We start from the raw sequence: 23,501 nt of genomic DNA, 5'->3' as shown, positions 1-23,501 counted from the left end.
CACAGCACACCGTATGAATCACGGGCCGGCCACTTCGTCGAATCCGGAAGCCGGCCCGTCATTCACGATCCAGCCCGGCCATCGCTACCTCAGGAGCGCAGAAGCAATGCCGTCTTCGACCTCTCCCGTGATCCAAACAGTTCTCGAACAGTCCTCCCGCGTCCTGCAGACCTACGCCGTGGACCCCGGACTTGTGGCCGAACATGCCAACGGCGAGCGCCGCATCACCAAGGGCGGATATGGCGACCGTCAGCTTTTCGAACTCGTCCAGAATGCCGCCGACGAAATCGCCGACCAGCCCGGCGGTCGCATCCATGTCGTCCTCACGGAAAATCACCTGTACTGCGCGAACGAGGGGAATCCGGTCACCGCAGAAGGTGCCGAGACGATCCTCCGAATGAGCATGTCGAAGAAGCGCGGAGGCCAGATCGGTCGGTTCGGTGTCGGCGTCAAATCGGTGCTCGTGGTGACGGACGCTCCTGAATTCTTCAGCAGTACGGGAAGCTTCGGATTCGACCGCGCCTGGTCGTACGAGCAGATCAAGGCCGTTCCCGGCGTGGCGGCACGCTACGGCCCGGAGTTCGACGCCCCTGTGCTGCGCATGGCCCGTCCTCTCGACCTTCAGGCCGAGCGCGCGTCCGACCCCGTCCTGAACGAGTTGCTGACCTGGGCGACCACTGTCGTTCGACTCCCCTTGCTTCCGAAGGCCGATGACCGGCTGGGCCGGGACATGCACGGAGGCCGCGCCAAGGACCATGGCGAGCCCCGTGAAGAGTTCCCGTTGGGCTTTCAGCTCTTCTCCCCGCATGTCGCGAAGGTCGTGCTGGAGGACCGCCGGCCCCGGCCCGTGGCCCGACGCATACTCAGCGCCCAGCAGTCCGGCGACCTGCACACGGTGGCCGAGGAACGGACCGGAAGGGCCGTCGCCACCGAGCGGTGGCGGGTGTTCACGACCTCCCACGAACCCGGCCCCGCAGCCCGCGACGACGCCGGAGAACTGCACGACCGCGTCTCTCTCGAACTCGCCTGGGGCGTGCCCGCTCTGGAGAAGGACGCGGAGAGCGGTCTGCACATCAGCCCTCGGTCCCGTGGTCGTGGCAAGTTCTGGTCCTTCTTCCCCACCAAGTACGAGATGTCCCTGAGCGGCATCCTCAACGGCGCTTGGAAGACCAATGAGGACCGTCAGAACCTGCTCGATTCATCCCCGTTCAACCAGGAGATGATCAGGGTCTCGGCGCAGTTGGTGGTCAGCGCCCTGCCGGCCCTGTCCCCCGCCGAGGATCCGGCCGCCTACCTCCCCCTGCTTCCCGGACGCGTCAAGGAAGCGATCAGTTGGGCCGACGAGTACCTGACCCGAGAGATCTGGTCTCGCACCGTGGAGAGCCCCTCCCTGCCCGACCAGGACGGCGTCCTGCGCGTCCCGACGGAGCTGCGGATCCATCCTCGCCTCGACCGAGACCTGAAGAGGCTCTCCGGTTGGCTCCGCATGTGGCACGAATGCCCTGGTCGTCCCACCGACTGGCTGCACCCGAGCGTCGAGGCCGACTCCCTGCGCTCGGGAAAGGTCGAGCACGTTCTCGCGGCGGCCGGGCACGGACGGACCGATGTCCGTGAATGGCTGGAGGCGCTGGTCGAGAGCGGCAGCCCCGAGGCGTCGGCCGTGGCCATCCGCATCCTTGCGGACATGATCGAGGTCCGCTCCCCGTACGCCGACGAGGCGCGCAGGGCCCGTGTCGTACTGACGGAGGAGCACGGCCTCGTCGCCCCGGTCCACGGCAAGGTGTTCCGCCGGGCCGACCAGGGCGGACTGCGCGAGTCGCTGGTGTACGTCGTCGACCGGCTCGCCCAGGACCCGTCGCTGATGCACGCGCTCAACGTCCTGGGCATCCGGGAGGCCGATGTCGAGGGCCGGTTCTTCAGCGTTCTTGACCAGGGCTTCGACCACTACAGCGAGTCGGACTGGCAGCGGTTCTGGGAACTGTTCCGTCAGGCCGGGGCACATCGCGTGGCCCACAAGCTCTTGGAGCGGGTGCCCACGCCACGCTCGACGCTCCGCGTGCGGACCGCGGACGGACGGTTCCGGCCCATCGAGGACTGCATGCTGCCGGGTGTCGTGGTCGACGCGAAGCGTGATCCGAGCGTCGCCGTCGACATGGCGTTCCACTCCGACGACACTCCCTTCTTCTCACAGATCGGGCTGCGGGAACGACCGTCCGGCGGGGTGCAGCCCAGGGCGGACGAGGCCTGGTTCGAGGAGTACCGCGAAGCCGTTCATGCCGCCTACTTGCGCAGTCTGGACACCCGCGCCCCGCGCCCGGCACTGAACCGGATGAAGGTCGAGGGTGCCGCGATCGGTGGCCCGCTCCATCTCTTCCGCGCCCTGTCCGAGGAGTCGCGCGCGGCCTTTCTGAAAGTGCTGCCCGACGACGCCGTGGTGGACAACTGGACGCGCCAGATCGGCGCGCAGACCAGCACACGCCAGGCCGTGGCCTCGCCGATCCGGTGGATGGTGCGAAAGTACGGCACGGTCTCCACCTCCCAGGGGATCAAGCCCCTCAGGGAGGCCGTCGGCCCACAACTCGCCGCCTACCGCGACGTGCTGCCGGTCGCCGACATCACCCCCGAGAAGGCCCGCAAGCTACGCCTTCCGACCACCGTCGACGAGGTTCCCGCCGACCGCTGGGACGCGCTCCTCGACGAGGTGTCGCGCAGCGAGGACGACTCGTTCGTCGGCGCGACCTACGTGATGCTGACCCGCTTCGGTGCCGACTTCCCGGAGGACTCCCTGACCCGCTGCCGGGTCGGCGACACCTGGGACACCCGTCCCGACGACGAGATCACCCTCGCTGTCGGTGCGGCCGAGTACCGGGCCCTTCGCGCGGAGCAACTGCCTGCGCTGCTCGTCCAGACCGTCGACGATGCGGAACTGATGGTCGAGAAGTGGGGCATGCTCCGCTACGCCGACGTGATCAGCCGAGAGACCCGTGAAGTGCCGGAGGGCGATCCCGTTCCTCTGGTCGAGCTCTTTCCCGCTCTGCGCCAGCGTCTGAACAGCGGGAACCGGAACGCCATGGTGCAACGGTGCACCGAGCTGGAGGAGGTCGTTCGCAGCCCCAAGGGCACGAAGCCCTCAGTTCTGGACGCCGTTCGTCAGGACGGCATCGTCAAGGTCCGGGTGCCCTTGGAGCGGGAACCGATGCTGCGGTTGATCGACCGCGAACTCGGCCTCGGCCTGGGTGCCGCCGGTTGCCGTGCGGTGCTGGAGCACCAGGACCGCATGGCTCGGGACAGTGAACTGAAGGCGGCGCAGAAGGCGGTCCGCGAGGCCGAGGACGTCGTGTCCAAGATCGAGCTGCTGATCGGTGCGGACGCGCTCCGGAGCGGTCTGCCCGAAGGGCTGATGGAGGCCGAGTTGCAGGCGGCCGACGGCACGGAGCCCTCCGGGCGGCGCATCGCGCAGATGGCGTTCAACGCGCACGGGGACGGGGTGCTCCAGCAGCATGCTCGGGACATCCAGGCCCGCTTCCCCAACGCGCCTGTCTCCTACGGTGGGTCGGCGGCGGCCATCGCGTTCGTCTCGGAACTGAAGCTGCCTGTCGCGTTCGCCGGTTCGAGGACTCCGTCGCCGCCTCCGTTCGAGACCGTGGAGGGCCCTCAGGACTTTCCGAGCCTCCACGACTACCAGGAAGACCTGGTCCGGAACATCTCCACCATGCTCGACCGGCTGGCTCCGCAGCGCGGCATGCTCTCCCTGCCCACCGGCGCCGGCAAGACCCGCGTCACCGCCGAGGCGGTCATCCGCTGGGTGAAACGGGTCGAAGACCTCAAGGGCCCCCTCCTGTGGATCGCGCAGACCGAGGAGCTGTGCGAACAGGCGGTGCAGAGCTGGAAGTTCGTGTGGTCCAAGGTCGGCGCCGAGCGCCCGCTCACCATCAGCCGGCTGTGGAGCAGCAACGAGGTGGGGGACGTCGTCGATCACCCCCACCTGGTGGTCGCCACCGACGCCAAGCTGGAGCGCTGCCTAAGCACCGACCAGTACGCCTGGCTGCGACAGTCCGCGTTGGTGATCGTGGACGAGGCGCACACCGCGATCTCCAAGCGGTACACCGAGATCCTGGGGCAGTTGCAACTCACCCAGTACGAGACCGGTCGCCATCTGCTCGGCCTGACGGCGACTCCGTTCCGCAACACCAACGAGGAGGAGACCCGTCGCTTGGTCAACCGCTTCGGCAACCGCCGACTCGACGAGGGAGTGTTCCCGTCCGGGGACCCCTACCGGGACCTCCAGGAGTGGGGGATGCTCGCTCAGGTCGAGCATCGCACCCTCAGGGGCGGCAGGATCGAGCTGACCAGGGACGAGAGAACGCATGCGGACCGCATGTCGATGCTCTCCCGCTCCGCCGAGCAACGGCTCGCTGACGACCACGAGCGCAGCCGCCGGATCGTCGACGAGGTCGCCGGCCTGGCGGACGAAGGGCCGACGCTGCTCTTCGCCACCTCCGTGGACCACGCCAAGTATCTGGCGGCCATGCTCAACGATCGCGGCATCCGCTCGGCCGCGGTCGACTCGACCACCAGCACGCAGGACCGTCGCACCCGTATCGAGAACTTCCGAAACGGTCGCATTCGTGTGCTCACCAACTACGGTGTTCTCACCCAGGGCTTCGACGCTCCTGCCACCCGCGCCGTGGTCGTGGCCAGGCCGGTCTACAGCACCAACGTGTACCAGCAGATGATCGGTCGCGGCCTGCGCGGACCTCGGAACGGCGGCAAGGACTGCTGCCTGATCCTCAACGTCAGCGACAACATCGAGAACTTCGACACTCAGCTCGCCTTCACCCAGTTCGAGCACCTCTGGAGCCGTTCGTGACCGACGCCTACCTCGACAGTCCGCCGCTCACCGAGGAGCAGCGGACCGTCGTGGAACAGCCTTGGGACGCCCGCGTCCTGGTGACCGCCGGTGCGGGGGCCGGTAAGACCCACACCCTGGTGCGCCGACTGGACGCGCTGTGCGGGAACTCGGACTCAGAGGAGGCGCTGGAAGCCTCCGAGATTCTGGTGCTGACCTTCTCTCGGGCGGCCGCCCGGGAGCTGCGGGAGCGGATCAGCAGACATGGCGAGCGAGCCCGCCGGGTGCGGGCTCAGACCTTCGACGCCTGGGCGCTCGGGGTGCTGCGGCAGGCGTACCCGGACGAGGACTGGAGCGCGACCCCCTTCCTGGAACGGATCGAGGCGGCTGCCCGCGCGGTCGAGAAGGGGGCCATGGAAGCCGGGGACTCCGTGCCCCCGGCACACGTGGTCATCGACGAGGTCCAGGACCTGATGGGCGACCGCCGGGATCTCGTGGAAACCCTGCTCGACCGCTATCAGGACAGCTGCGGCTTCACCGTGGTGGGTGATGCCGCACAGTCCGTCTACGGCTTCCAGATCACGAACCCCACCGAGCGGGCCGACGAGACCGGCCGCTTCTTCGACTGGCTGCGAGCCTCGTACCCGGACGACCTCGTCGAACTCCGACTGACCGAGAACTTCCGGGCGACCACGCGGGAGGCCGAGTTGGCGCTGGCGCACGGGGAGCGCCTGCAGAACCTCACGGACGCGGACGAGGCCGAGGTTCTTTACGAAGAGATGCGCGAACTGCTCCTCGATCCGAGGAACGGCATGGGAGCCCTGACGGACTCGTTCACCCTCGAAGGGCTGCGGGACTTCCCCGACACCTGCGCGATCCTCACCCGCGACAACCACCAGGCCCTGGTGGTCTCGGAGCTGCTGCACGAGCATGGTGTGGAGCATCGGCTGAGGCGGCCTCTGGAGGACCGCCCGACCCCGTACTGGGTGGCCGAGTTGTTGCGTCGCACGGAGTCCGCGACGCTTTCCGAAGAGCGGTTCCGGTCGTTGCTGGCGGAGATGACCCTGCCGTACGAGCCGTCCCCCGAAACGATGTGGCCCGTGCTGCGCCGGGCGGCGCGCGGCCCGGGGCGAGGCGTACTCGACCTGGACCGGCTGCGTCGCCTGGTCGCCGACGGTCGCTTCCCGGACGAACTGGCCGATCCGGACACTGCGCGCGTCGTGATCTCGACGGTGCACCGGGCCAAGGGCCTGGAGTTCGACCGGGTGATCGTCCTGACTCCGCCGACCGTGGCGGAGTTGCGCCGGCGATACAAGGAAGAGCTGGACCTTCCGGCCGAAGCACGTGCCCTGTACGTGGCCCTGACCCGCGCCCGTCAGGACCTGTACCACCTGGACCCGCCGAAGCTGCCGATCATCAGGCGCGCCGGTGGCGGGAAGAACGGCCGCAGGTTCCTGGGGGGTTGGAAGGCGTACGACCGGTACGGGATCGTCGCCGAGCCCGGAGACGTGTGCGCGGACACCCCTCCCGGCCACGAGGCCGGCGCGACCCAGGCCTACCTCCTGGAGCACGTCGCCCCGGGCGACGAGGTCCTGCTTCGCAGGCTTCACTTCCTGCCGCCTGGTGAGTGGCAGAGCCCTCCGTACGTTCTGTTGCACGACGGGCGGGAGATCGGTGAGGTCTCGGAGCGGTTCCGACTCGATCTGTTCCAGGTGCAGAAGGTCAACCGTACGTGGGACCCCTGGTGGCCCGACGAGATTCACGGGCTGCGTGTGGACACCCTGGAGACGATGGCGGGCAGCACCGCCGCCGGTGCCAACGCCGGCCTCGGCGACCGGGGTGTGTGGATCGCGCCCCGGATCACCGGAATCGGAAGGTACCGACGGTCGGACGACAAGGAGCAGCGCGCATGAGCGACACGGACCACCGGCACGCCGAGCACTACCGGGTCCGGGACGAGGAACTGCTGGTGGGTCTCCGCCGCGAGCTTCTCGGGCCCGCCCCGGACGACGCTCCGACGGACCGAGAGGAAGTCCTGGCCCAGGACGCCCCGATCGACCGCTATCTCACCGGTGTGCTGTACCCGCGGTCGGCGGATGCGGAAGCCAAGCAGCGGATGCTCGAAGACGAGGCGGAACACGAAGGGCTGGACGACTCGCCCCTGCGGACCCGCGACAACCTGGAGGAGTCCGGGACGGCGCAGGAGGTCGGTGCCGCCGGCTCCCGCCGCCCCTCCTCCATGGGGCTCACCTTCGCGATCGACCCGGCCATAAGCGGCTCCGTCGTGGTCCGTGCGCGAGCCGCCGCGTACCGGCCCACGGACGCGGACGGCAGGCCTGTTCCCGCCCGCCGTGCCGAGGCACGCACCATCGCCGATCAGCACGAACAGTGGCGACGCGAGGAACTCGCGCTGCCCGACACCACGGTGGATGTCACCACACCCGCCCCAGACCTGAAGTTCGATCTGGCCGAAGGTGTCCGACTGCGCGTCAACGTCCGGCGTCCCGACCGGGCCATGGGCACGGTGACCGTCACCGTGACCCTGGTCAACACACACAAGGTCGGCGAGCGTGAACTGCAGGACGCGTTCTCCCTGTTCCAGTGCGGCCTCGTGATCCGCGCGACCGACGGGTCCAGCGCCTTCGTCGAGCGTCCCGCCCCCGACCTCGCGCACGACCCGGAGATCGCCACCAGCCGTCTGCTGCACCGCCATGCCCCGACCTTCGCCGTCGGGCACGGCTGCGCCGCCGAATGGGACTGGTCACCGCCACCGATCGGCATGACCGATTCGAGGCGGGCGGGTGTACCCGAGGTGCGCAGCGAGTTCGTGCCGAGCGTCGAGGTGTTGCTCACCGACTCCAATCCGGAGATCGACAGCTCCGCCCTGTCCATGCTCGGTCTCGCCTCGAACCCGGACGCAGAGGTTCTCTCCGCCCTCGAAGAGCTGGCCACGGGCTACGCACGATGGATCGACCGCAAGCAGGCCGAGGCCGATGCCCTGATCGGCAGCCCGCACGAGCAGGCCGCGCAGAAGCAGGTCGACGCGTGCCGCGAGGCACTGGGCCGGATCCGGGAGGGCATCGACCTCCTGCGCGACAAGCCCGACCTCATGACGGCGTTCAGGCTCGCCAACCAGGCCATGGCCGACCAGCGGGCCCGCAGCGCCTGGGTGCAGAACGGCCGCCAGGGCTCCCCGGAGCCCGGGAAGGGCCGTTGGCGGCCGTTTCAGATCGCCTTCGTCCTGCTCTGCATGGCCGGCATCGACGATCCCGAGCATGGGGACCGCGAGATCTCCGACCTCCTGTGGTTCCCCACCGGCGGTGGCAAGACAGAGGCGTACCTGGGCCTGATCGCGCTCACCTCCTTCCTGCGCCGGATCCGGCTCGGGGCGAACGGCGGTGGAGTCACCGTGCTCATGCGATACACCCTGCGCCTGCTGACCCTTCAGCAGTTCGAGCGCGCCACGATCCTGCTCTGCGCCATGGAGCGGATGCGTCGCGACAAGGTGTCCGAGCTGGGCGGCGAACCGTTCTCCCTCGGTATGTGGGTCGGCGAGTCGGCCACTCCCAACAGGCTCAAGGACGCGAGCGACCAACTGGCGCAGCTCCGCAAGGACCTCGACAAGCGACTGGCGACCAAGAACCCCGTCCAGCTGCACGCCTGCCCCTGGTGCGGCACGCGCCTGGACGCCCGCGCGTACGAGGTCGTCGAGGACGCCAAGCGCATGCACGTCCGCTGTCCCGGCGTGGACTGCGACTTCGCGGACGGTCTGCCCGTCCACCTGATCGACGAGGCGGTGTACGACGCCCGACCCACACTGGTCATCGCCACTGTCGACAAGTTCGCGTCGATGCCTTGGCGTCCGGCCACCGCGGCCCTCTTCAACCGGGACGACCCGAGCGACCGGACCCCGCCGCCCGAGCTGATCGTCCAGGACGAGCTGCACCTCATCTCGGGACCGTTGGGCACACTCACCGGCCTCTACGAGACAGCCGTCGACGAACTCGCCGGACGCCCCAAGGTGATCGCCTCGACGGCTACGATCCGCCGCGCCGCCGATCAGGGCCGCAGTCTCTTCGACCGCGAGGTCCGCCAGTTCCCGCCCGCGGGCCTGGACTCCCGGGACTCCTGGTTCGCCGTGGAGACGCCGCGCGAGGACAAGGCGAGCCGACGCTACGTCGGTCTCCTGGCACCCGGCACCAGCCAGTCGACCCTCCTCATCCGCACGTACGCGACCTTGCTGCACAGGGCGAAGCAGGCGCAGACCTCGGACCAGGTGCGCGACGCCTACTGGAGCCTGGTCGGCTACTTCAACAGCCTCCGGCTGCTGTCAGCGGCAGAACTCCAGGTCCACGACGACGTGGTGGCGTATCTGGAGCTGCTGGCCGCGCGTGAGGAATCCACCGTGCGTACCGTCGAGAACTATTCGGAGCTGACCAGCCGCGTCGACGCGAGCGAGATCCCGGCCCGCCTCAAGGGCATCGAGCGTGAGTACCCCGACCGGGATGTCGTGGACGTCCTCCTGGCCACCAACATGATCGCTGTCGGCGTCGACGTGAACCGGCTGGGTCTGATGGCGGTGATGGGTCAGCCGCAGACCACCGCCGAGTACATCCAGGCCACCAGCCGCGTCGGCCGCGCCCACCCCGGCCTGGTCACGGTGATGCTCAACGCGACCAGGTCGCGCGACCGCTCCCACTACGAGAACTTCCTGCACTTCCACTCCGCGCTGTATCGCGAGGTCGAGTCCACCTCCGTCACCCCCTTCTCGGCCCGCGCCCGCGAGCGGGGACTGCACGCCGTCATCGTCGCCCTGACCCGGATCCTGCTCCCGGAGGCTCGCCCCAACGAGGCTGCGGGCAAGGTGGATTCGTACGCCCACCGCATCCGCGACGAGATCAAGCCCGTCCTCCTGGACCGTGTTCGTGCCGTGACGCCTGCGGAAGCCGAAGCCGTCTCCCGGGCCTTCGACGAGTTCCTCGACTGGTGGTGCGACGAGGCCGACGTCCATGGCGGCCTGCTCTTCGAACCGAAGAAGGGTAGGCACACCCCCTCGCTTCTGCAGCCCTACGACGACGAGGCGGAGAACGCCGAGGCCTGGCCCACCCTCTGGAGCCTGCGTGACGTCGATGCCGAGTCCGCTCTGTTCATGGAGGCCACCCGATGACACCGCCCCCCGCCCGCAGGCGTCGTTCCGGCGCCGACGGTTCGTCGCCTGCCCACAACCTGCCTCGTCGCGGTGCCATCCGTCGCGCCCAAGCGATCACCACGTACGGCGTCGGCTCACTGATCGCGGTCGACCACGAGTCCTTCGTCGTGTCGGGCCTGGACGGGGCCGATGAGCAGTGGCGCATCGACGAGGCGCCACGCATCTATGAACGTCGACTCGCGCGCATCCTGGGGGTGGAGCACTTCCGGCTGCCACCGGCGTCCGACGAGAGCAGCAAGGACGGCCTCCGGGTCCGTCGCTTCCCGCTCATGCATTCCTGCCCCGACTGCAATGAGCTGCGCCGCCATCGGGACTTCAACCCGCCGCCCGGCAGGAGCGTCTGCGGTACCTGTGAGGCCGATCTGGTCCCCTCCCGCTTCGTGATCGCCTGTGAGGCGGGCCATCTCGACGAGTTCCCGTACTGGCAATGGGTCCATCGAGCCGCCGGCCGCGCCACGACGACCGCGGGTCAATGCGGCGGCACTCTCATGCTGCGCACCTCCGGACACAGCGCCTCGCTCCGTTCGATTCGCGTCTCGTGCAGCTGTGGAGTGCCCGAGGTGTCGATGGAAGGCTCCTTCCGCAAGCACGCGTTGAAGGATCTCGGTCTGCGCTGCCGGGGCACCCGACCGTGGCTCGGCACCTCGGTCCCGGCGGAGGGCTGCAGCCTCACGCCGCGAACCCTCCAGCGTGGTTCCTCAGCCGTGTGGCAGCCGGTGCTGAAGTCCGCGCTCTCCATCCCGCCGTGGAGCGACGGACGCGCGGATCCGTTGGCCCCGTACTGGGATCGACTGCGCGAACTCGAGAGCCGAGCAGAAGTGGAGGATCGCCTCAAGTTCGTCTTCGGAGACGACCTCCCCGTCCCCGTCGACGAGGTGATGGCGCTCCTCGCCGCGGAACGCGAGGAGGACCTCACGGGGGATGAGGCACCCTCCTTCGATCACCGCTACCGTGCCCTGCGCAACAAGGAGTACGAGCGCCTGCGCGCCGGCAACGACGAGCGTGAGCGCTCCCGCGAGGAACAGTTCATCTGCGAGACTCCGCTCGGCGACACGACCGTTCTCGACGGCATCGGAATCACCGGCCCCATGCTGGTCAAGAAGCTCCGCGAGGTCCGCGCGCTCAAGGCCTTCACCAGGGTCGCCGATCCCGACTCCGTCTCCGAGGCCAACGAAGCCGAGCTCTCCTCGACCGCCCTGAGTTGGCTGCCCGCCATGGAGGTTCGAGGCGAGGGCGTCTTCCTCCGGCTGGCCGAGGGCCGGCTCGCCGACTGGGAGAGCGTCACCGAGGTGGCCGAGCGGGCCAAGCGCATCCGTGCCGCACACCGCCGCGTGATGGAGCACAGGGCCTCCGATCCCACCCAGGTCCAGCCTTCTCCGGCCACCCCTCGCATGGTGTTGTTGCACACCCTGGCTCACGTACTGATCAACGAGTGGAGCCTGGATGCCGGCTATCCGGCAGCCGCCCTCCGCGAACGCCTGTACGCCGATGAGGAAATGGCGGGGCTGCTCGTCTACACCGCAACCACGGACTCCGCGGGCAGCCTCGGCGGGTTGGTCGCCCAGGGCGAGCCCGATCGGCTGGCGAGCACGATCCGCTCCGCGATCCGACGGGCCTCCTGGTGCTCCGCCGATCCCCTGTGCATCGAGGCCGAGGCGTCCGGCACCGGCGGCTCGAACATGGCCGCCTGCCACGCGTGCGTGATGCTCCCGGAGACCAGCTGCGAGCACAACAACACCCTGCTCGACCGCGCGCTGCTGGTCGGCACCCCGGAGAATCCCGAGCTCGGCTACTTCGCCGACATCCTGCGGCAATGACCGTCCGGCCGGTGAAGCTTCATCCCTGCCGGCCCAGGACACCGTTCTCGGCTTCGAAGCGCATCTGTGCTCGGTCGAGCATGTCGTCCGCGTCTCGGCCATGGGCTCGGAACCAGTGGAGGAAGTCGGTGATCGCCGCGATCACCGTCTCTTCCGCCACGGTCGAGGCCACTCTGTTCGCCCCCACCTTGTGCCGGGGCTGTGCAGCGGCAGCGTAGTGACGCAGCAAGGCCTCGGCGCGCATCACGCTGTTGGCTTGGACGTGCCCGTCGGCCGTGGCGAGCCGTGTCGCCAGCTCGCACCATGTGATCTTGCGATCTGGGCGTAGCAGCACGCCCCAGCGGTCGGCGACTGCGTCCACGAGAGCCATCCCGCGCCCCTCCTCGGCGTCCGTGTCCGCGTCGCGAAGAGTGGGAAGGGCACGCGTGTCGGGGTCGTGCACCTCGATGCGCAGGTGCTTGCTCTTCATGGAAACGGCCAGTGTTGCGGGGGTGCCGGGCCCCACGTGGGTGATGACGTTGGAGACCAGCTCGCTGACGCACAGTTGGGCTTCGTCGACCAGGTGCTGCAACCCCCAGACACCCAGGTGCAGCCGCATGATCCGGCGCAGGGCCGCCACTTCCGCGGGTTCGGCCGTGAAGGCGATGTCCCATGATTTGCGTGGCATGCAGGCTTCCTGACTCACGCGGACCCCTTTCATCGCGGTTGACACCGCATCGACAGCGCAACGTCACGGACGCTCACGATGAGTTGCGTCGGTGACCAGAGTGCGGGGAACGCATCCCGTTCTGCAATGTGCAGCAAGGGATTCCCACTTCCGAGTGATTGGCAGGCACACCCCTTGGCGCGAGACTGAACGCTCGCTATTTGAAAGAGGGTTGAGATGGCCGGATCACCCACGGCACGCCGACGGCGCCTCTCGATCGAACTGAAGAAGCTTCGAGAGAAGAGCGCCCTGACCTGCGCTCAGGTCGGCGAGGCCCTGGATTGGAGCGGCTCCAAGGTCAACCGGATGGAGACGGGCAGCGGACGCGTCCAGCCCTCGGACATCGACGCTCTGTGCCGCTTCTACGACACGAGCGACGAACTGCGCGAGTTCCTCAAGTCACTGGCTCGGCAGGCGAAAGTGCGCGGTTGGTGGCAGGTCCACGGCGCCGGCGTGCCCGAGTGGTTCAACATCTACATCGGCCTGGAACAGGAGGCTTCGACCTTCCGTCAGTACCAGTGCGAGGTGGTGCCCGGTCTCATGCAGACCGAGGTGTACGCGTCCGAGCTTCACAAGGCCGGGGCACATATGTCGGTCGAGGACATCGCGAAGGCGGTACGTGTGCGCATGGAACGCCAAGCCATGCTGCGACAGGCGGAAGCTCCGGACGCCTGGTTCATCGTGAACGAGGGCGCGCTGCGCCACGTCATCGGTGATCGTGCCTTGATGCGGGAACAGTTGGAACGAGTTCTGGAGACGGCGGAACTGCCGACCGTGACGTTGCAGGTGCTCCCCTTCGACTCAGGGACCCGTCCGACCACCGGTTCGTTCACCATGCTGGGCTTTCCGGCCCCCGAGGATCCGGACATCGTGTACCGGGACGGCATTACGGATGCTGTGTACCTGGAAGGCGAGCATCATGTACGTGAGTACACGAGGGCGTTCGACGGCCTGCGAGCGGCAGCCCTGAGTCCTCAGCGTTCGCCCCTGTTGATCGAGTCGATCTTGAAGGATTACACGTAGTGATATCGCCTGAGTCCGACGCCAGCAGCCGTCTCGTGTGGTTCCGGTCGTCCTACAGCAACGGTGCCGGAGGCGAGTGCGTGGAGTGCGCGCTCACGAGTCATGGCGCTCTTGTTCGAGACTCTAAGAGGGGGGAGGCGGATGTGATCGCTGTCAGTGACGACGCGTGGCGCTCCTTCATCCAGCCCATGAAGTACGTCAGCACGAGGCCCTGCATCGGCGAGATCTAGCCCATCCCCTTCTCCACCCGATACTGCTCGACCAGTTCCTCCCACTCACCGTCCTCGCCCTCGCTCACACCGACGGTCCGTGACGTTCCCACGAGCGTGCGCACCCGGTCCGCCACCTGTGTGGCCCGGCCGCTGGACGTATACACGCCCAGGACGAGGGCAGTGGAGGCGTCGTCGTCCCCGCCGGCGAGGGTGAAGCTCCAGGGGATCTCGCAGGGCGGGGCGTGGTCGGGGTCCGGGCACAGGAGGCGTTCGATCGGGGCCTGGAGTGCGAGAGCCTCTTGTGAGGTCGGGCAGCCTTGGATCCGGATCTCGTACACCCTTGGTTCGTCATCGTCCATCGGCATTCGCCCTTCCCGATTCCAGATTCCAGCTCAGCCGCGCTGCCGGTCAGCCCAGTTCCCCCCGCTCGATACAGAACTCGTTGCCCTCCGGGTCCGCCATCACGACCCAGCCTCGGCCGTTCGGGAGGGTGCGGTCGGTGAGGACGTGGGCGCCCAGGGACACGGCACGTTCGACCTCCTCGGCGCGGGTGCGGCCGGTGGGGCCCAAGTCGAAGTGGATGCGGTTCTTCGTCGTCTTGGCCTCCTCGACTCTGACGAAGAGGAGGCCGGGCGCGCCGTCCGGGAGTTCCACCAGGACCTCGTCATCCCCGGGCTTGTCGATGTCGGAGATGGGGTGGTCCATGAACTCGGCCCCGAAGTGGGCCAGTTCGTAGGGCTCACCCGTGCAGTCGAAGGTGATGTGGCGGATGGTGGGGCTGGGCTTGGGGTTTGGGTGCAACGGTGTCTCCCTCGCGTGGGCCGGCGCGCCGGTGGGCTTCGCAGGATGCGTGGGGAAACCGGGGCCTGTCGAACCATTTGGCGTTCTCGGGTGGTCAGTCGGAGGACTCCAGCCGCAGCACGCGAACCTCCGAATCCTTCGGCCCCGCGGCGCCCCGCACCAGCAGCGTCAGCCCGGACCAGCCCGGTGGGATCCACAGGACATCCGCGTCGCCGCCCGAGAAGTCCGGCCGGTCGCCGACCCACACCCTGCCCACGCACTCCCCGCCTGCCCATCCGGTCACCCGGATCTGTGTGCCGTCCGGGCGCAGGAGGAGGCCGTCGTGGGATGGGGGCAGGTCGACGTCGAGCCACGCCTCCTCCCCCGGTGTGAGGACCAGCGGCAGCTGGACCTCCTGCCCGGGTGCGGCTTCGGTGGCGAAGGCGGTCAGCAGGTCGTCGTCCTGCGCGGCGCACGTCCAGTCCGTCACCGGGTCCAAGGCGAGCAGTTCGGCGCGGAGACCGCCGCCGCTGGGGTGGTGCGGCAGCGTGACCGAGATGCGGTGCGTGCCCGCGGGCAACAGGACCCACGGATCCTCGGCGTGGACGGTTTGGACGCTATGGACGCTATGGACGGCATGCGGCTCGGGGGCGGTGTCGACGGTGTGCGTCTCACCGTCGGTCACAGTGACCCGCACCGGCTCGACCACCCCCTTGAGGTGCAGAGCCGCCGCGGTGGCCGTCCGGATCTCGCGGGTGTAGGTGACGGGGAGGCCGACGCGGGTGCTGCTCCAGCCGCCGAGCTCGCGCAGGGGTGCCGGGCGGCCCGCCCAGTGGCCGTGCACCTCCCACAGCGCCGACACGTCCGTCGTCTCCCCGAGCTTCCAGAGTGTGCCGAGGCCGCGCAGCGCGCCGAGGCGGAGGGCCGGCAGGCGTGCGTCGTCGAAGTTCGCGTGGCCCCAGATCTCCACGACGGCCTCGACGTCGACGGAACCGGTCGCTTCGCGGACGTCGATCCGTCGGGTGGCCCCGAAGTCGGCGATCGTCGGGCGCGCCCGGCCGGCCACCGACAGGTCGACGATGTCCGCCGCCCCGACGAGCAGCAGCTCGTCGACGTCCGTGAGATGTGTCGTGGTCCGGTAGGTGCCGCGCCCCCGGTACACGCCGAGCGACTCCAGCGTCGGCGGCAGCTCGTGCCGGCCCGCCGCCCGCTCGGGGACGGTGGTGTCCACTCGTCGGCGCGCGCGCCGCACCGCGACGGGTGCCGATGCGGGCCGTGCGGGTGCCGGTGTGTCGAGACGTACCGTGCCGTCGCGGTCCGTGGCGCGCAGGCGTACGGCGTCTGCCGGGGCCAGCGCTACGAGGGTCAGCCCTGCGGCCGTCGCCCGCTGCGGCGTTCCGGCCTCCGGCGCCGGTATCTCGACTCGGGTGTCCCCGACGACGACGGTGACCGGCACCTCTGAGGCGAACACCAGGACGCCCTCCCCCGCTGCCACCAGGTCCGCGGATGCCAGAGTGAGCGCCCCTTCGTGGCCCCACGGCCCCAGGGGCACGTCCACCAGCATCAACGGGCACGAGTCCGCCGCGACGGCGACCGGCACCCCGTTCACGAGCGCCGTTCCCGCCCCGGCCTCCGTCCCCGTTCCCGCCCGAGTCGCGAGATGCGGTACGGCGAGGAGCAGCCCGCCTCCGTCGAGTCGCAGGGCCGACGGTGACGAGCTGGTCGGGAAGTCGGTGGTGACCGGCGTGGGCGGGACGGTCGGGGTGGCCAGCGCCAGGCGCGGGCCCAGGGTGTCGATGACACGGGCGAGGATCTGGGCCTCGGCGTACTCGGGGCGTTCGGTGCCGGTGGAGGAGACGTAGCCGCCGAAGTCGTAGCCGTGGCTCATGAGGTTGCCGGGCCTGCCCCAGTTTCCCGCGGACGGGGTGTATCCGAAGTTCCAGCCGGAGGACTGGAGGTAGGGGGCGATCAGCGAGGCGCCGCTGGCCAGGAGCCGGCGCAGGGTGCGGTGGCGGCGGTTGGTCTCGGTGATCAGCAGGGGCAGGCCGCGCTCCGCCAGCAGCTGGGCGTAGCGCCGTACTTCGGGTTCGATGTGCGGGGAGTCGTCGTCCGGGTAGAAGTTGCACGCCGGTACGACACCGGGGACGTCGCCGGTGGCACCTGTGAGGTCGCCCTGTCCGGAGCAGGCGATCAGCGGCACGGTGATGCCGTGCCGGACGGCCTGGTCGCGCAGGGCGGTGAGGTAACCGGTCCGGTCCTCGCAGTCGAAGAAGTCGAGCTCGTTCTCCAACTGCACCATGATGACGGGGCCGCCTGCCGGGTACTGGCGCTCGGCGAGGAGCGGGAGCGCCTGGTCGAACCAGGCGGTGACCCGGTCGAGGAAGCGCGGCTCGTGCTGGCGGACCCTCAGCTGGGGATCCAGGCCCAGCCAGGCGGGCAGCGCGCCGCCGTCCCACTCGGAGCAGATGTAGGGGCCGGGCCGCGCGATGACGTACAGGCCCTCCTCCTGGGCGAGGTCGAGGAAGGCGGCGACGTCCCGCCGGCCCTCGAAAGACCAGCGGCCGGGGGCCGTCTCGTGGAAGTTCCACGGCAGGTAGACGTCCACACAGGTGTAGCCGGAGGCCCTGACCTGGGCGAGCCGGGCGCGCCACTGTTCCCGGGGCAGGCGGAAGTAGAACAGGGACGCGCACAGCACGAGTTGCGGTCCGCCCTCGAAGCGGATGCCGCGGGCGTCGAGCGCGATGCCCTGGTGCGGTGTGGTGGAGCGATCGACTGTGGTGGTGTGGCCGAGTGTGGTGGAGCGACCGGCTGTGGTGGTGTGGCCGTGTGTGGTGGGGTGGCTCACTTGACTCCCGCGCTTCCGCCGCTGATGTCCATTTCGTACAGGTACTTCTGGCCGAGGTAGTAGACGAGGATCATCGGCAGGGCGAGCAGGATCGAGCCGACCATCACCAGGTTCCAGGGCGGTGCCTGGCCCGCCTGCGAGGTGGCGGTGATGTACTGCACGCCCAGGGCGAGCGGCATCTTCGACTCGTCGTTGAGGTAGATCAGGGGGCCCATGAAGTCGCCCCAGGTGTGGGTGAGCGTGAAGATGCCGATGGCGATCAGGACGGGCCTGAGCATGGGGAACATGATCCGCCGGTAGATGCCGAAGAAGCTCAGGCCGTCCATCATGGCGGCCTCGTCGAGCTCGCTGGGCAGCCGGGAGACGAACTGCCGTACCAGGAAGACGTTGAAGGCGTTGGAGAAGAAGTTCGGCACGATCAGCGGCAGGAAGGTGTTCACCCAGCCCAGGTCCCGGAACAGGATGAACTGGGGGATCATCGTGATCTGCGTCGGGATCATCATCGTGGCGATGACGATGAGGAACATCGTGTTCTTGCCCGGCGCCCGCAGGCGGGCGAACGCGTAGCCGACCAGGCCGCTGGAGAGGACCTGCCCCGCCACCGAGAACAGCGAGATGAGCACCGAGTTGAGCAGGAAGGTGCCCACCGGCAGTTCGGTGCTGAAGACCCGGGCGAAATTGTCCCAGTGGAACTCGCGCGGGATGATCGTGAACGCGCCGTTGTTCACGGTGGCGTCGCTGGACAGGGCGATCGAACCGACGAAGACCAGCGGGGTGGTCAGGATCGCCGCGACGATCAGCAGGGTGCCGTAGGTGAACGGCGTCGCGCGGAACGCCCGTACGGCGGGGGCCTGCTCCTTCGCGGGCCGGTCCTCGTGTCCGCGCTTGCGGACAGGGGTCGCCAGGGTCGCCATCACTTCACCTCGGTCTCGTAGAACACCCAGCGCCGGGTGGTGCGGAAGGCGATCACCGTGAACACCAGGATCACCAGGAACAGCAGCCAGGAGATCGCCGAGGCGTAGCCCATGCGGTAGTAGCTGAACGCCTGGTCGAACAGGAGCGGCACCATGGTCTGGGCCGCGTCGTAGCCGGCGGGGTTCTTGCCCTTGGGGATGAGGATGTAGACCTGCGAGAAGATCTGGAACGCGTTGATCAGGCCCATGATCAGGTTGAAGAAGATGATGGGCGTCAGATGCGGCAGCGTGATGCTCCAGAACTGCCGCGTCGCGCTCGCGCCGTCGACCTCGGCCGCCTCGTACAGCTCACGCGGGATGCCCTTCATCGCGGCGAGCAGCAGCACGGTCGCGGCACCCGCGCCCCACGCCGACATCAGGATCAGGGCGGGCTTGACCCAGGGGCCGTCGAGCAGCCAGTTGGGGCCCGAGAGTCCGAACAGGCCGAGGAAGTCGTTGATCGGGCCGTTCGGCGCGAGCACCATCCGGAAGATCATCGCCGTGGCGACCAGCGGAATCAGCGTCGGCAGGTAGATCAGGGTGCGGAACAACTTGCGGGCCCTGACCTGCTTGTTGAGCAGGTTGGCCAGCCAGAGCCCGAGCACCAGGCCCAGCGGGACCGAGATCGCCGCGTAGTAGAAGGTGTTCCCCAGGGCCTTCCAGAACACCGGGTCGTCGGTGAGGGCCGTGACGTAGTTCTGGAAGCCGACCCACTTCGGCGGGTTGAAGGAGTCCCAGTCGGTCAGGGAGTAGTAGACCGACGCGATCATCGGCCCGAGCAGGAAGACCAGGAAGCCGATCACCCACGGCGAGATGAACAGGTAGAAGGAGAGCGCCTCACGGCGCCGGCGCTTGGAGAGCTTGGGCTTCCTGGGTGAGGGGGGCGTCTCCGCGGCCGTGGGGACGGCCTTCGGGGCGGTCGAGGTTGCCACAGCCGGTCATGCCCCGGACTTGATGAGGGACTCGAGGTCCTTCTGCACGGCGGTCAGCGCCTTCTTGGCGCTGCGCTCCTTGCCGAGCCAGAAGTCGGCGAGGCCGTTGGAGATCGTGTCGATCATCTGGTTCCACTCGGGGATGAACGGCGCCCGGAAGACGAACGCGCTCGACTCGGCGAACACGCCCATGTCGACGTCCGTCTTCATCCACGACGGCTTGAGGAAGGCCTGGCTCTTCTGCACCTCCAGGTCGGCCGGCACGTCCTGGCCGGAGGCGATGATCACCTTCTGGGCCTCGGCGGAGGTGAGGAAGTCGATCGCCTTGAAGGCGTTGTCGCGCTGCTTGGAGGTGCGGGAGATGGCCAGTCCGCTGCCGAACGCCGACACGGCCTGCTTCTTGCCGCGCCACATGGGCGCGATGTCCCAGCCGAACTTCACCTTCGTCAGGCCGGACATGACCCAGAAGCCGTTGGCGTGGGTGGCGACCTTCTGGTTGGGGAACGCCTGGTCGCCGCCGATGTCGGGGCCCATGTCGGCGTAGTCCGCCTTGCTCGGCACCACCTTGTGCTTGAAGACCAGGTCGCCCGCCCACTGGAGCGCCTCGACCACCTCGTCGCTGTCGACCGCGGGCCGGCCCTGGGCGTCGATGATGGTGCCGCCGTTCTGGTAGGCGAGACTCCACCACTGCGGAAACCATTCGGCACCGCTGTATCCCCACACCTTGCCGGGGACCGTCAGCTCCTTGAACGCGTCGAGGGCGTCGTCCCAGGTCCAGTCCGCCGTGGGGGCCTTGATGCCCTTCTTGTCGAACATGTCCTTGTTGTAGAACACGGTGACCGCGCCGGAGCGGTCCGGGATCGCATACAGCTTGTCCTGGTACGTGTAGAGCGAGCCCGCCGGACCGAACCGCTGCTCGGGGTCGAGCTTCGCCTGCTTGGCGAGGTCGTCGAGGGGCAGCAACTGGCCCTTGCTGGAGTACGTGTTGACGCTCTCGGCGACCTGCATGATGTCCGGCCCGGTGCCGCCGGCGATCATCGTCTGCACCTTCTGCGGGTAGGCGTCGCCCGGGATCAGCTGCAGCTTGACCTTCAGGTCCGGGTGCTTCTTGACCAGCAGGTCGATGCGGGCCTGATACGTCTTGCGGTCGGGGTCGCCGCCCCACACCGTCATCACCAGCGGGGCGTCGCTCGCACCGGCACCGGACCCGCACGCCGTCAGCGTGATGACCCCCGCCGCGACTCCCAGACCCAGAAAACCCCGACGAGAAAACCGCGCACTGTCAAGCGTCATGGCACTGCCCTTCCTTGAGACATGCACACGCCTTGAGGTCGCCCGGATGATCAGGCCGGACTTCGAATGGCGGTTAAAATAACCATCGTTTTAAGTCAGCGACAAGACCTTGTTTCGTGTGGGTTCAGTTGTGACCCGGAGCTCGATGCAGCACAAAAGCGGGCATCGGCGAGGTTGTTGCAGGTGAACCGGCAGGGCACGGAGCGGCCGGTTCCGCCGCGGGCGGGACATCGGCCGAGGTGCCGGCCGCAGAGGTGAGCGCGTCCTTCAGCCGAGCAGGAAGGCGGCGATCGCCTCGTGGAGGCGCGTCGGCTGGTCCAAGTGGACGTCGTGGGCCGCCCCGGGGATGCGCACCGTCACCGTGTCCGGGCGGTGGGCGAGCATCGTGGACGGTTCGTCGGGGCGCATCGTGCCCTGTTCGCCCTGAATGAGGAGCGTGGGACAGGTGATGCGGGACCACTCGTCCCAGTAGGCGGTGGTGGCCAGTTCGGCGATCGTGTCGATGATCGTGGTGCGGTCCCATGTGGGGTGCCAGCCGTCGGCTCGCTGCTCCAGCGTCCTCGTCCATGCCTCGTGGCCGAGGAAGGATTCCGCCTCCTCCAGGGACTTGAACGGGGTCGGCCAGCCGTCCAGCCAGGTCGCGATCTGAGCCGGGAGTTCGGGGGCCGGGCCCGCGGGACCCGCTTCGATCAGGATCAGGGACTTCACCAGGTGGGGGTGGGACGCCGCCGGCAGCATCGCCGTGTGGCCGCCGAGGGATTGGCCGAGGAGGGTTACGGGGGCCAGGTCCAGTCGCCGGACGAGGGCTGTGGCGTCCTGGACGTGGGCCTCGCGGGTCGTGGTCGCCGGTGTGCGGGTGCTGGCCCCGTGACCTCGTGCGTCGTACGTCACCACGCGGTGGCCGTCGGCGGACAGGTGCGCGGCGAGGGTGTCCCACTCGCCCTGGTGGCCCGCCAGGCCGTGCAGGAGCAGGAACCGAGTCGTCGGCGTGGGCTCGACGGCCGGGTGGTGGTCCCTGTGGGCGATGCGGGTGCCGTCGGGGGTGGTGAGGGTTCCCGTCGTCGTGCGGGTCAATGAGCCCCCCTTGTCGTCGGCTGGACCGGCATCCGCGTCGACGGCCACCCCTGTGTGTGCAGTGGTGGCCGTCGTACGTCTCGTCTCCCGTCAGGAGCCTACGACACCGGTGTCAGGTCCGCTCGGCCGAACAGGAGGGCGTAGCCCGTGGGGAGTTGGGCCAGGATGCGGGTGACCAGGTCGTCGCCGATGAAGGGCGGCAGAGCGCCCAGGACCGAGCTGACGTCCCAGCGGGCCGTGGCGGGCGTCGCTCCCGGAGTGCGTGAGGCGACCTCGTCGACGAACCGTGCGGCCGTGAGGCGGTGTGTGGCCGGGATCTGGGAAGCGATCAGCCTGGCGGCCTCCGCGGGCAGGGCCCGAGCCAGGTCGACCCGTTCGTCGCCGGTGACGTGGGTGCCGAGGGCGGCCAGGACCGTACGGGTGACCTGTTCCGCCTTCGCCCGGGTGGGGTACAGGCCCGACTCGCGGACCGCTTCGGCCAGCTGGGACCAGCCGTCGTCGGCGGCGGCGGCCTGAGGGGCGCGTCTCGTCGTCACACGGGGCACCGTCGTCGTGCTCATGTGTGGGGTTTTCCTCCGGGTGTGTGCGGGGGTGCGTGCGGGTGTCGCGCCGCCGGGCTCGGGCCGGCGTGCGTGCGGGTGTCGCGCCGCCGGGCTCGGGCCGGCGTGCGTGCGGGTGTCGCGCCGCCGGCTCGGGCCGACGGCGCGACCTGCCTGTGGGCGTGCGGTGAGGTCAGCTGCTGAGCTGCCTGCGTGTGTCGTCGCCGCCCGAGATCTGGATGCGGCGCGGCTTGGCCTGCTCGGCCACCGGGATGCGCAGGGTCAGGACGCCGGCCTCGTACGAGGCGTCGATGCGCTCCGTGTCGAGTGTGTCGCCGAGGAACAGCTGGCGCGTGAAGGTGCCGGTGGGGCGCTCGGCGACGAGCGGTTCCGCGCCGTCGGGGGCGGGGGACCTGCGCTCGGCTCGGACGTTCAGGACGTTGCGCTCGACGTCCAGCTCGATCGTCTCGGGGTCGATGCCGGGGAGGTCGAAGTGGACGAAGAAGTCGTCCCCGGAGCGGTAGGCGTCCATCGCCATCGCCGTCGGGCGGGCGGCGGCGGGGCCGAAGACCTGCTGGGTCAGTCGGTCGAGTTCACGGAAGGGGTCCGTGCGCATGAGCATCACTGGTCACTCCTCTCTTCAGGTGCAGTGGGTGCGATGCCCTACGAGTTCTGCGTCTTCTTATATAGCTCGGAGGAGGAAACTTGACAAGCCCAGGCTCAGGTTCGGGTTTCCGGAGCCTGAGGGCTAGCCTCAAGATCCCGATCAGGGTGTATGACGCAGGAGGCAGGTATGGCGAAGGTTCCCAGTGCGGTGGTCGCCGCGAGCGGGCTCGTGGGCGGGTACGGCGTGGCCCGCTGGACCCGGCAGCGGCCGCTCGGCGGGGTCGTGCTCGCCGTGGCCGGCGTGGCGGCCGCCCGGCAGTGGCGGCAGCAGGCCGGTGGGGTGGCCGCGGGGGCGTTGTCGGCCGCGTATGTCGCCGCCTTCGCGGGGTCTCATCCGCTGGCGAAGAAGGTGGGTGCCTGGCCTGCCGTGTTCGGCGTGGCGGGGGCCGTGGGGCTGGCGTCGTGGGCGGTCGCGGACCGGCGCGGCTGACTGGCCGATCTCGGGAAGCGATCCCGGGGAGCCGGCTTGGCTGACCGGCCGGCCTCGCTGAGTCGGTTCGGCCGACCGGCTCACCTCATCCGACGCGGCGAGCCGACACAGCGACCCCACGCGGCGATCCGACGCGGCGAAGCGACACAGCAAAGAACCCGGCCCTGAATCCC

17 protein-coding genes are annotated in these 23,501 nt (G+C 68.8%); 7 read left to right on the top strand and 10 right to left on the bottom strand.

The features are described 5' to 3' along the window. Positions 1–106: 106 nt before the first annotated feature. The 4 genes from FDO69_RS11765 to drmB are packed head-to-tail and all read left to right on the top strand — an operon-like array spanning position 107 to position 11,875. Complete coding sequence (locus FDO69_RS11765) at positions 107–4,870, top strand: DEAD/DEAH box helicase (protein ID WP_104779724.1); 4,764 nt, start codon at positions 107–109, stop codon at positions 4,868–4,870. After that, positions 4,867–6,762: a UvrD-helicase domain-containing protein gene (locus FDO69_RS11760; RefSeq protein WP_170320868.1), complete on the top strand. Its 1,896-nt coding sequence runs from the start codon at positions 4,867–4,869 to the stop codon at positions 6,760–6,762. Before FDO69_RS11765 ends, FDO69_RS11760 begins: the two co-directional genes overlap by 4 nt. After that, complete coding sequence (locus FDO69_RS11755) at positions 6,759–10,016, top strand: helicase-related protein (RefSeq protein ID WP_104779722.1); 3,258 nt, start codon at positions 6,759–6,761, stop codon at positions 10,014–10,016. Before FDO69_RS11760 ends, FDO69_RS11755 begins: the two co-directional genes overlap by 4 nt. After that, on the top strand, positions 10,013–11,875 hold the full coding sequence (gene drmB, locus FDO69_RS11750) for a DUF1998 domain-containing protein (protein ID WP_104779721.1): 1,863 nt from the start codon (positions 10,013–10,015) through the stop codon (positions 11,873–11,875). The genes FDO69_RS11755 and drmB overlap by 4 nt, the downstream gene beginning before the upstream one ends. A gap of 19 nt (positions 11,876–11,894) precedes the next feature. Here the strand turns inward: drmB and FDO69_RS11745 are convergent, their stop codons facing one another. After that, positions 11,895–12,542, bottom strand: coding sequence for an ATP-binding protein (locus FDO69_RS11745; RefSeq protein WP_104779720.1), 648 nt, complete (start codon positions 12,540–12,542; stop codon positions 11,895–11,897). A gap of 216 nt (positions 12,543–12,758) precedes the next feature. Between FDO69_RS11745 and FDO69_RS11740 the strand changes: the two genes are divergently transcribed. Further along, positions 12,759–13,604, top strand: a complete 846-nt coding sequence (locus FDO69_RS11740; protein WP_104779719.1) for a helix-turn-helix domain-containing protein — start codon at positions 12,759–12,761, stop codon at positions 13,602–13,604. Further along, positions 13,604–13,834 carry a DUF397 domain-containing protein gene (locus FDO69_RS11735; RefSeq protein ID WP_324826427.1) on the top strand — a complete coding sequence of 77 codons (231 nt, stop codon included), beginning with the start codon at positions 13,604–13,606 and terminating at the stop codon, positions 13,832–13,834. Before FDO69_RS11740 ends, FDO69_RS11735 begins: the two co-directional genes overlap by 1 nt. On the opposite strand, the gene FDO69_RS11730 is transcribed toward FDO69_RS11735, so the two are convergent. The 9 genes from FDO69_RS11730 to FDO69_RS11690 all read right to left on the bottom strand — a co-directional run bounded on the left by FDO69_RS11730 (position 13,831) and on the right by FDO69_RS11690 (position 22,854). Beyond that, complete coding sequence (locus FDO69_RS11730; protein ID WP_138430087.1) at positions 13,831–14,175, bottom strand: hypothetical protein; 345 nt, start codon at positions 14,173–14,175, stop codon at positions 13,831–13,833. The genes FDO69_RS11735 and FDO69_RS11730 overlap by 4 nt on opposite strands. Before the next feature lie 49 nt (positions 14,176–14,224). Then, on the bottom strand, positions 14,225–14,617 hold the full coding sequence (locus FDO69_RS11725) for a VOC family protein (RefSeq protein ID WP_104779717.1): 393 nt from the start codon (positions 14,615–14,617) through the stop codon (positions 14,225–14,227). Between the two features lie 94 nt (positions 14,618–14,711). After that, entirely contained in the window at positions 14,712–17,441 is a 2,730-nt protein-coding gene (locus FDO69_RS11720; protein ID WP_234387906.1) for a beta-galactosidase, read from the bottom strand. Continuing rightward, entirely contained in the window at positions 17,438–18,355 is a 918-nt protein-coding gene (locus tag FDO69_RS11715; protein WP_104779716.1) for a carbohydrate ABC transporter permease, read from the bottom strand. Before FDO69_RS11715 ends, FDO69_RS11720 begins: the two co-directional genes overlap by 4 nt. Then, positions 18,355–19,326: a carbohydrate ABC transporter permease gene (locus FDO69_RS11710; RefSeq protein ID WP_104779715.1), complete on the bottom strand. Its 972-nt coding sequence runs from the start codon at positions 19,324–19,326 to the stop codon at positions 18,355–18,357. The genes FDO69_RS11715 and FDO69_RS11710 overlap by 1 nt, the downstream gene beginning before the upstream one ends. A gap of 6 nt (positions 19,327–19,332) precedes the next feature. Next, entirely contained in the window at positions 19,333–20,619 is a 1,287-nt protein-coding gene (locus FDO69_RS11705; protein WP_104779714.1) for an ABC transporter substrate-binding protein, read from the bottom strand. A gap of 267 nt (positions 20,620–20,886) precedes the next feature. Then, on the bottom strand, positions 20,887–21,693 hold the full coding sequence (locus tag FDO69_RS11700) for an alpha/beta fold hydrolase (RefSeq protein WP_234387905.1): 807 nt from the start codon (positions 21,691–21,693) through the stop codon (positions 20,887–20,889). A gap of 98 nt (positions 21,694–21,791) precedes the next feature. Next, positions 21,792–22,253, bottom strand: coding sequence for a DUF2267 domain-containing protein (locus tag FDO69_RS11695; protein WP_104779712.1), 462 nt, complete (start codon positions 22,251–22,253; stop codon positions 21,792–21,794). A 172-nt stretch (positions 22,254–22,425) separates the two neighbouring features. Continuing rightward, entirely contained in the window at positions 22,426–22,854 is a 429-nt protein-coding gene (locus FDO69_RS11690; RefSeq protein ID WP_104779711.1) for an Hsp20/alpha crystallin family protein, read from the bottom strand. 171 nt (positions 22,855–23,025) lie between these two features. Between FDO69_RS11690 and FDO69_RS11685 the strand changes: the two genes are divergently transcribed. Continuing rightward, entirely contained in the window at positions 23,026–23,328 is a 303-nt protein-coding gene (locus FDO69_RS11685; protein WP_104779710.1) for a hypothetical protein, read from the top strand. Positions 23,329–23,501 lie beyond the last annotated feature (173 nt).

This window comes from Streptomyces tibetensis, assembly GCF_007655005.1.
In the GTDB taxonomy this organism is placed as follows: Bacteria; Actinomycetota; Actinomycetes; order Streptomycetales; family Streptomycetaceae; genus Streptomyces; species Streptomyces tibetensis.
The sequence above is the reverse complement of the archived record's forward strand: the minus strand, read 5'-3'. Positions and strand labels throughout refer to the sequence as shown.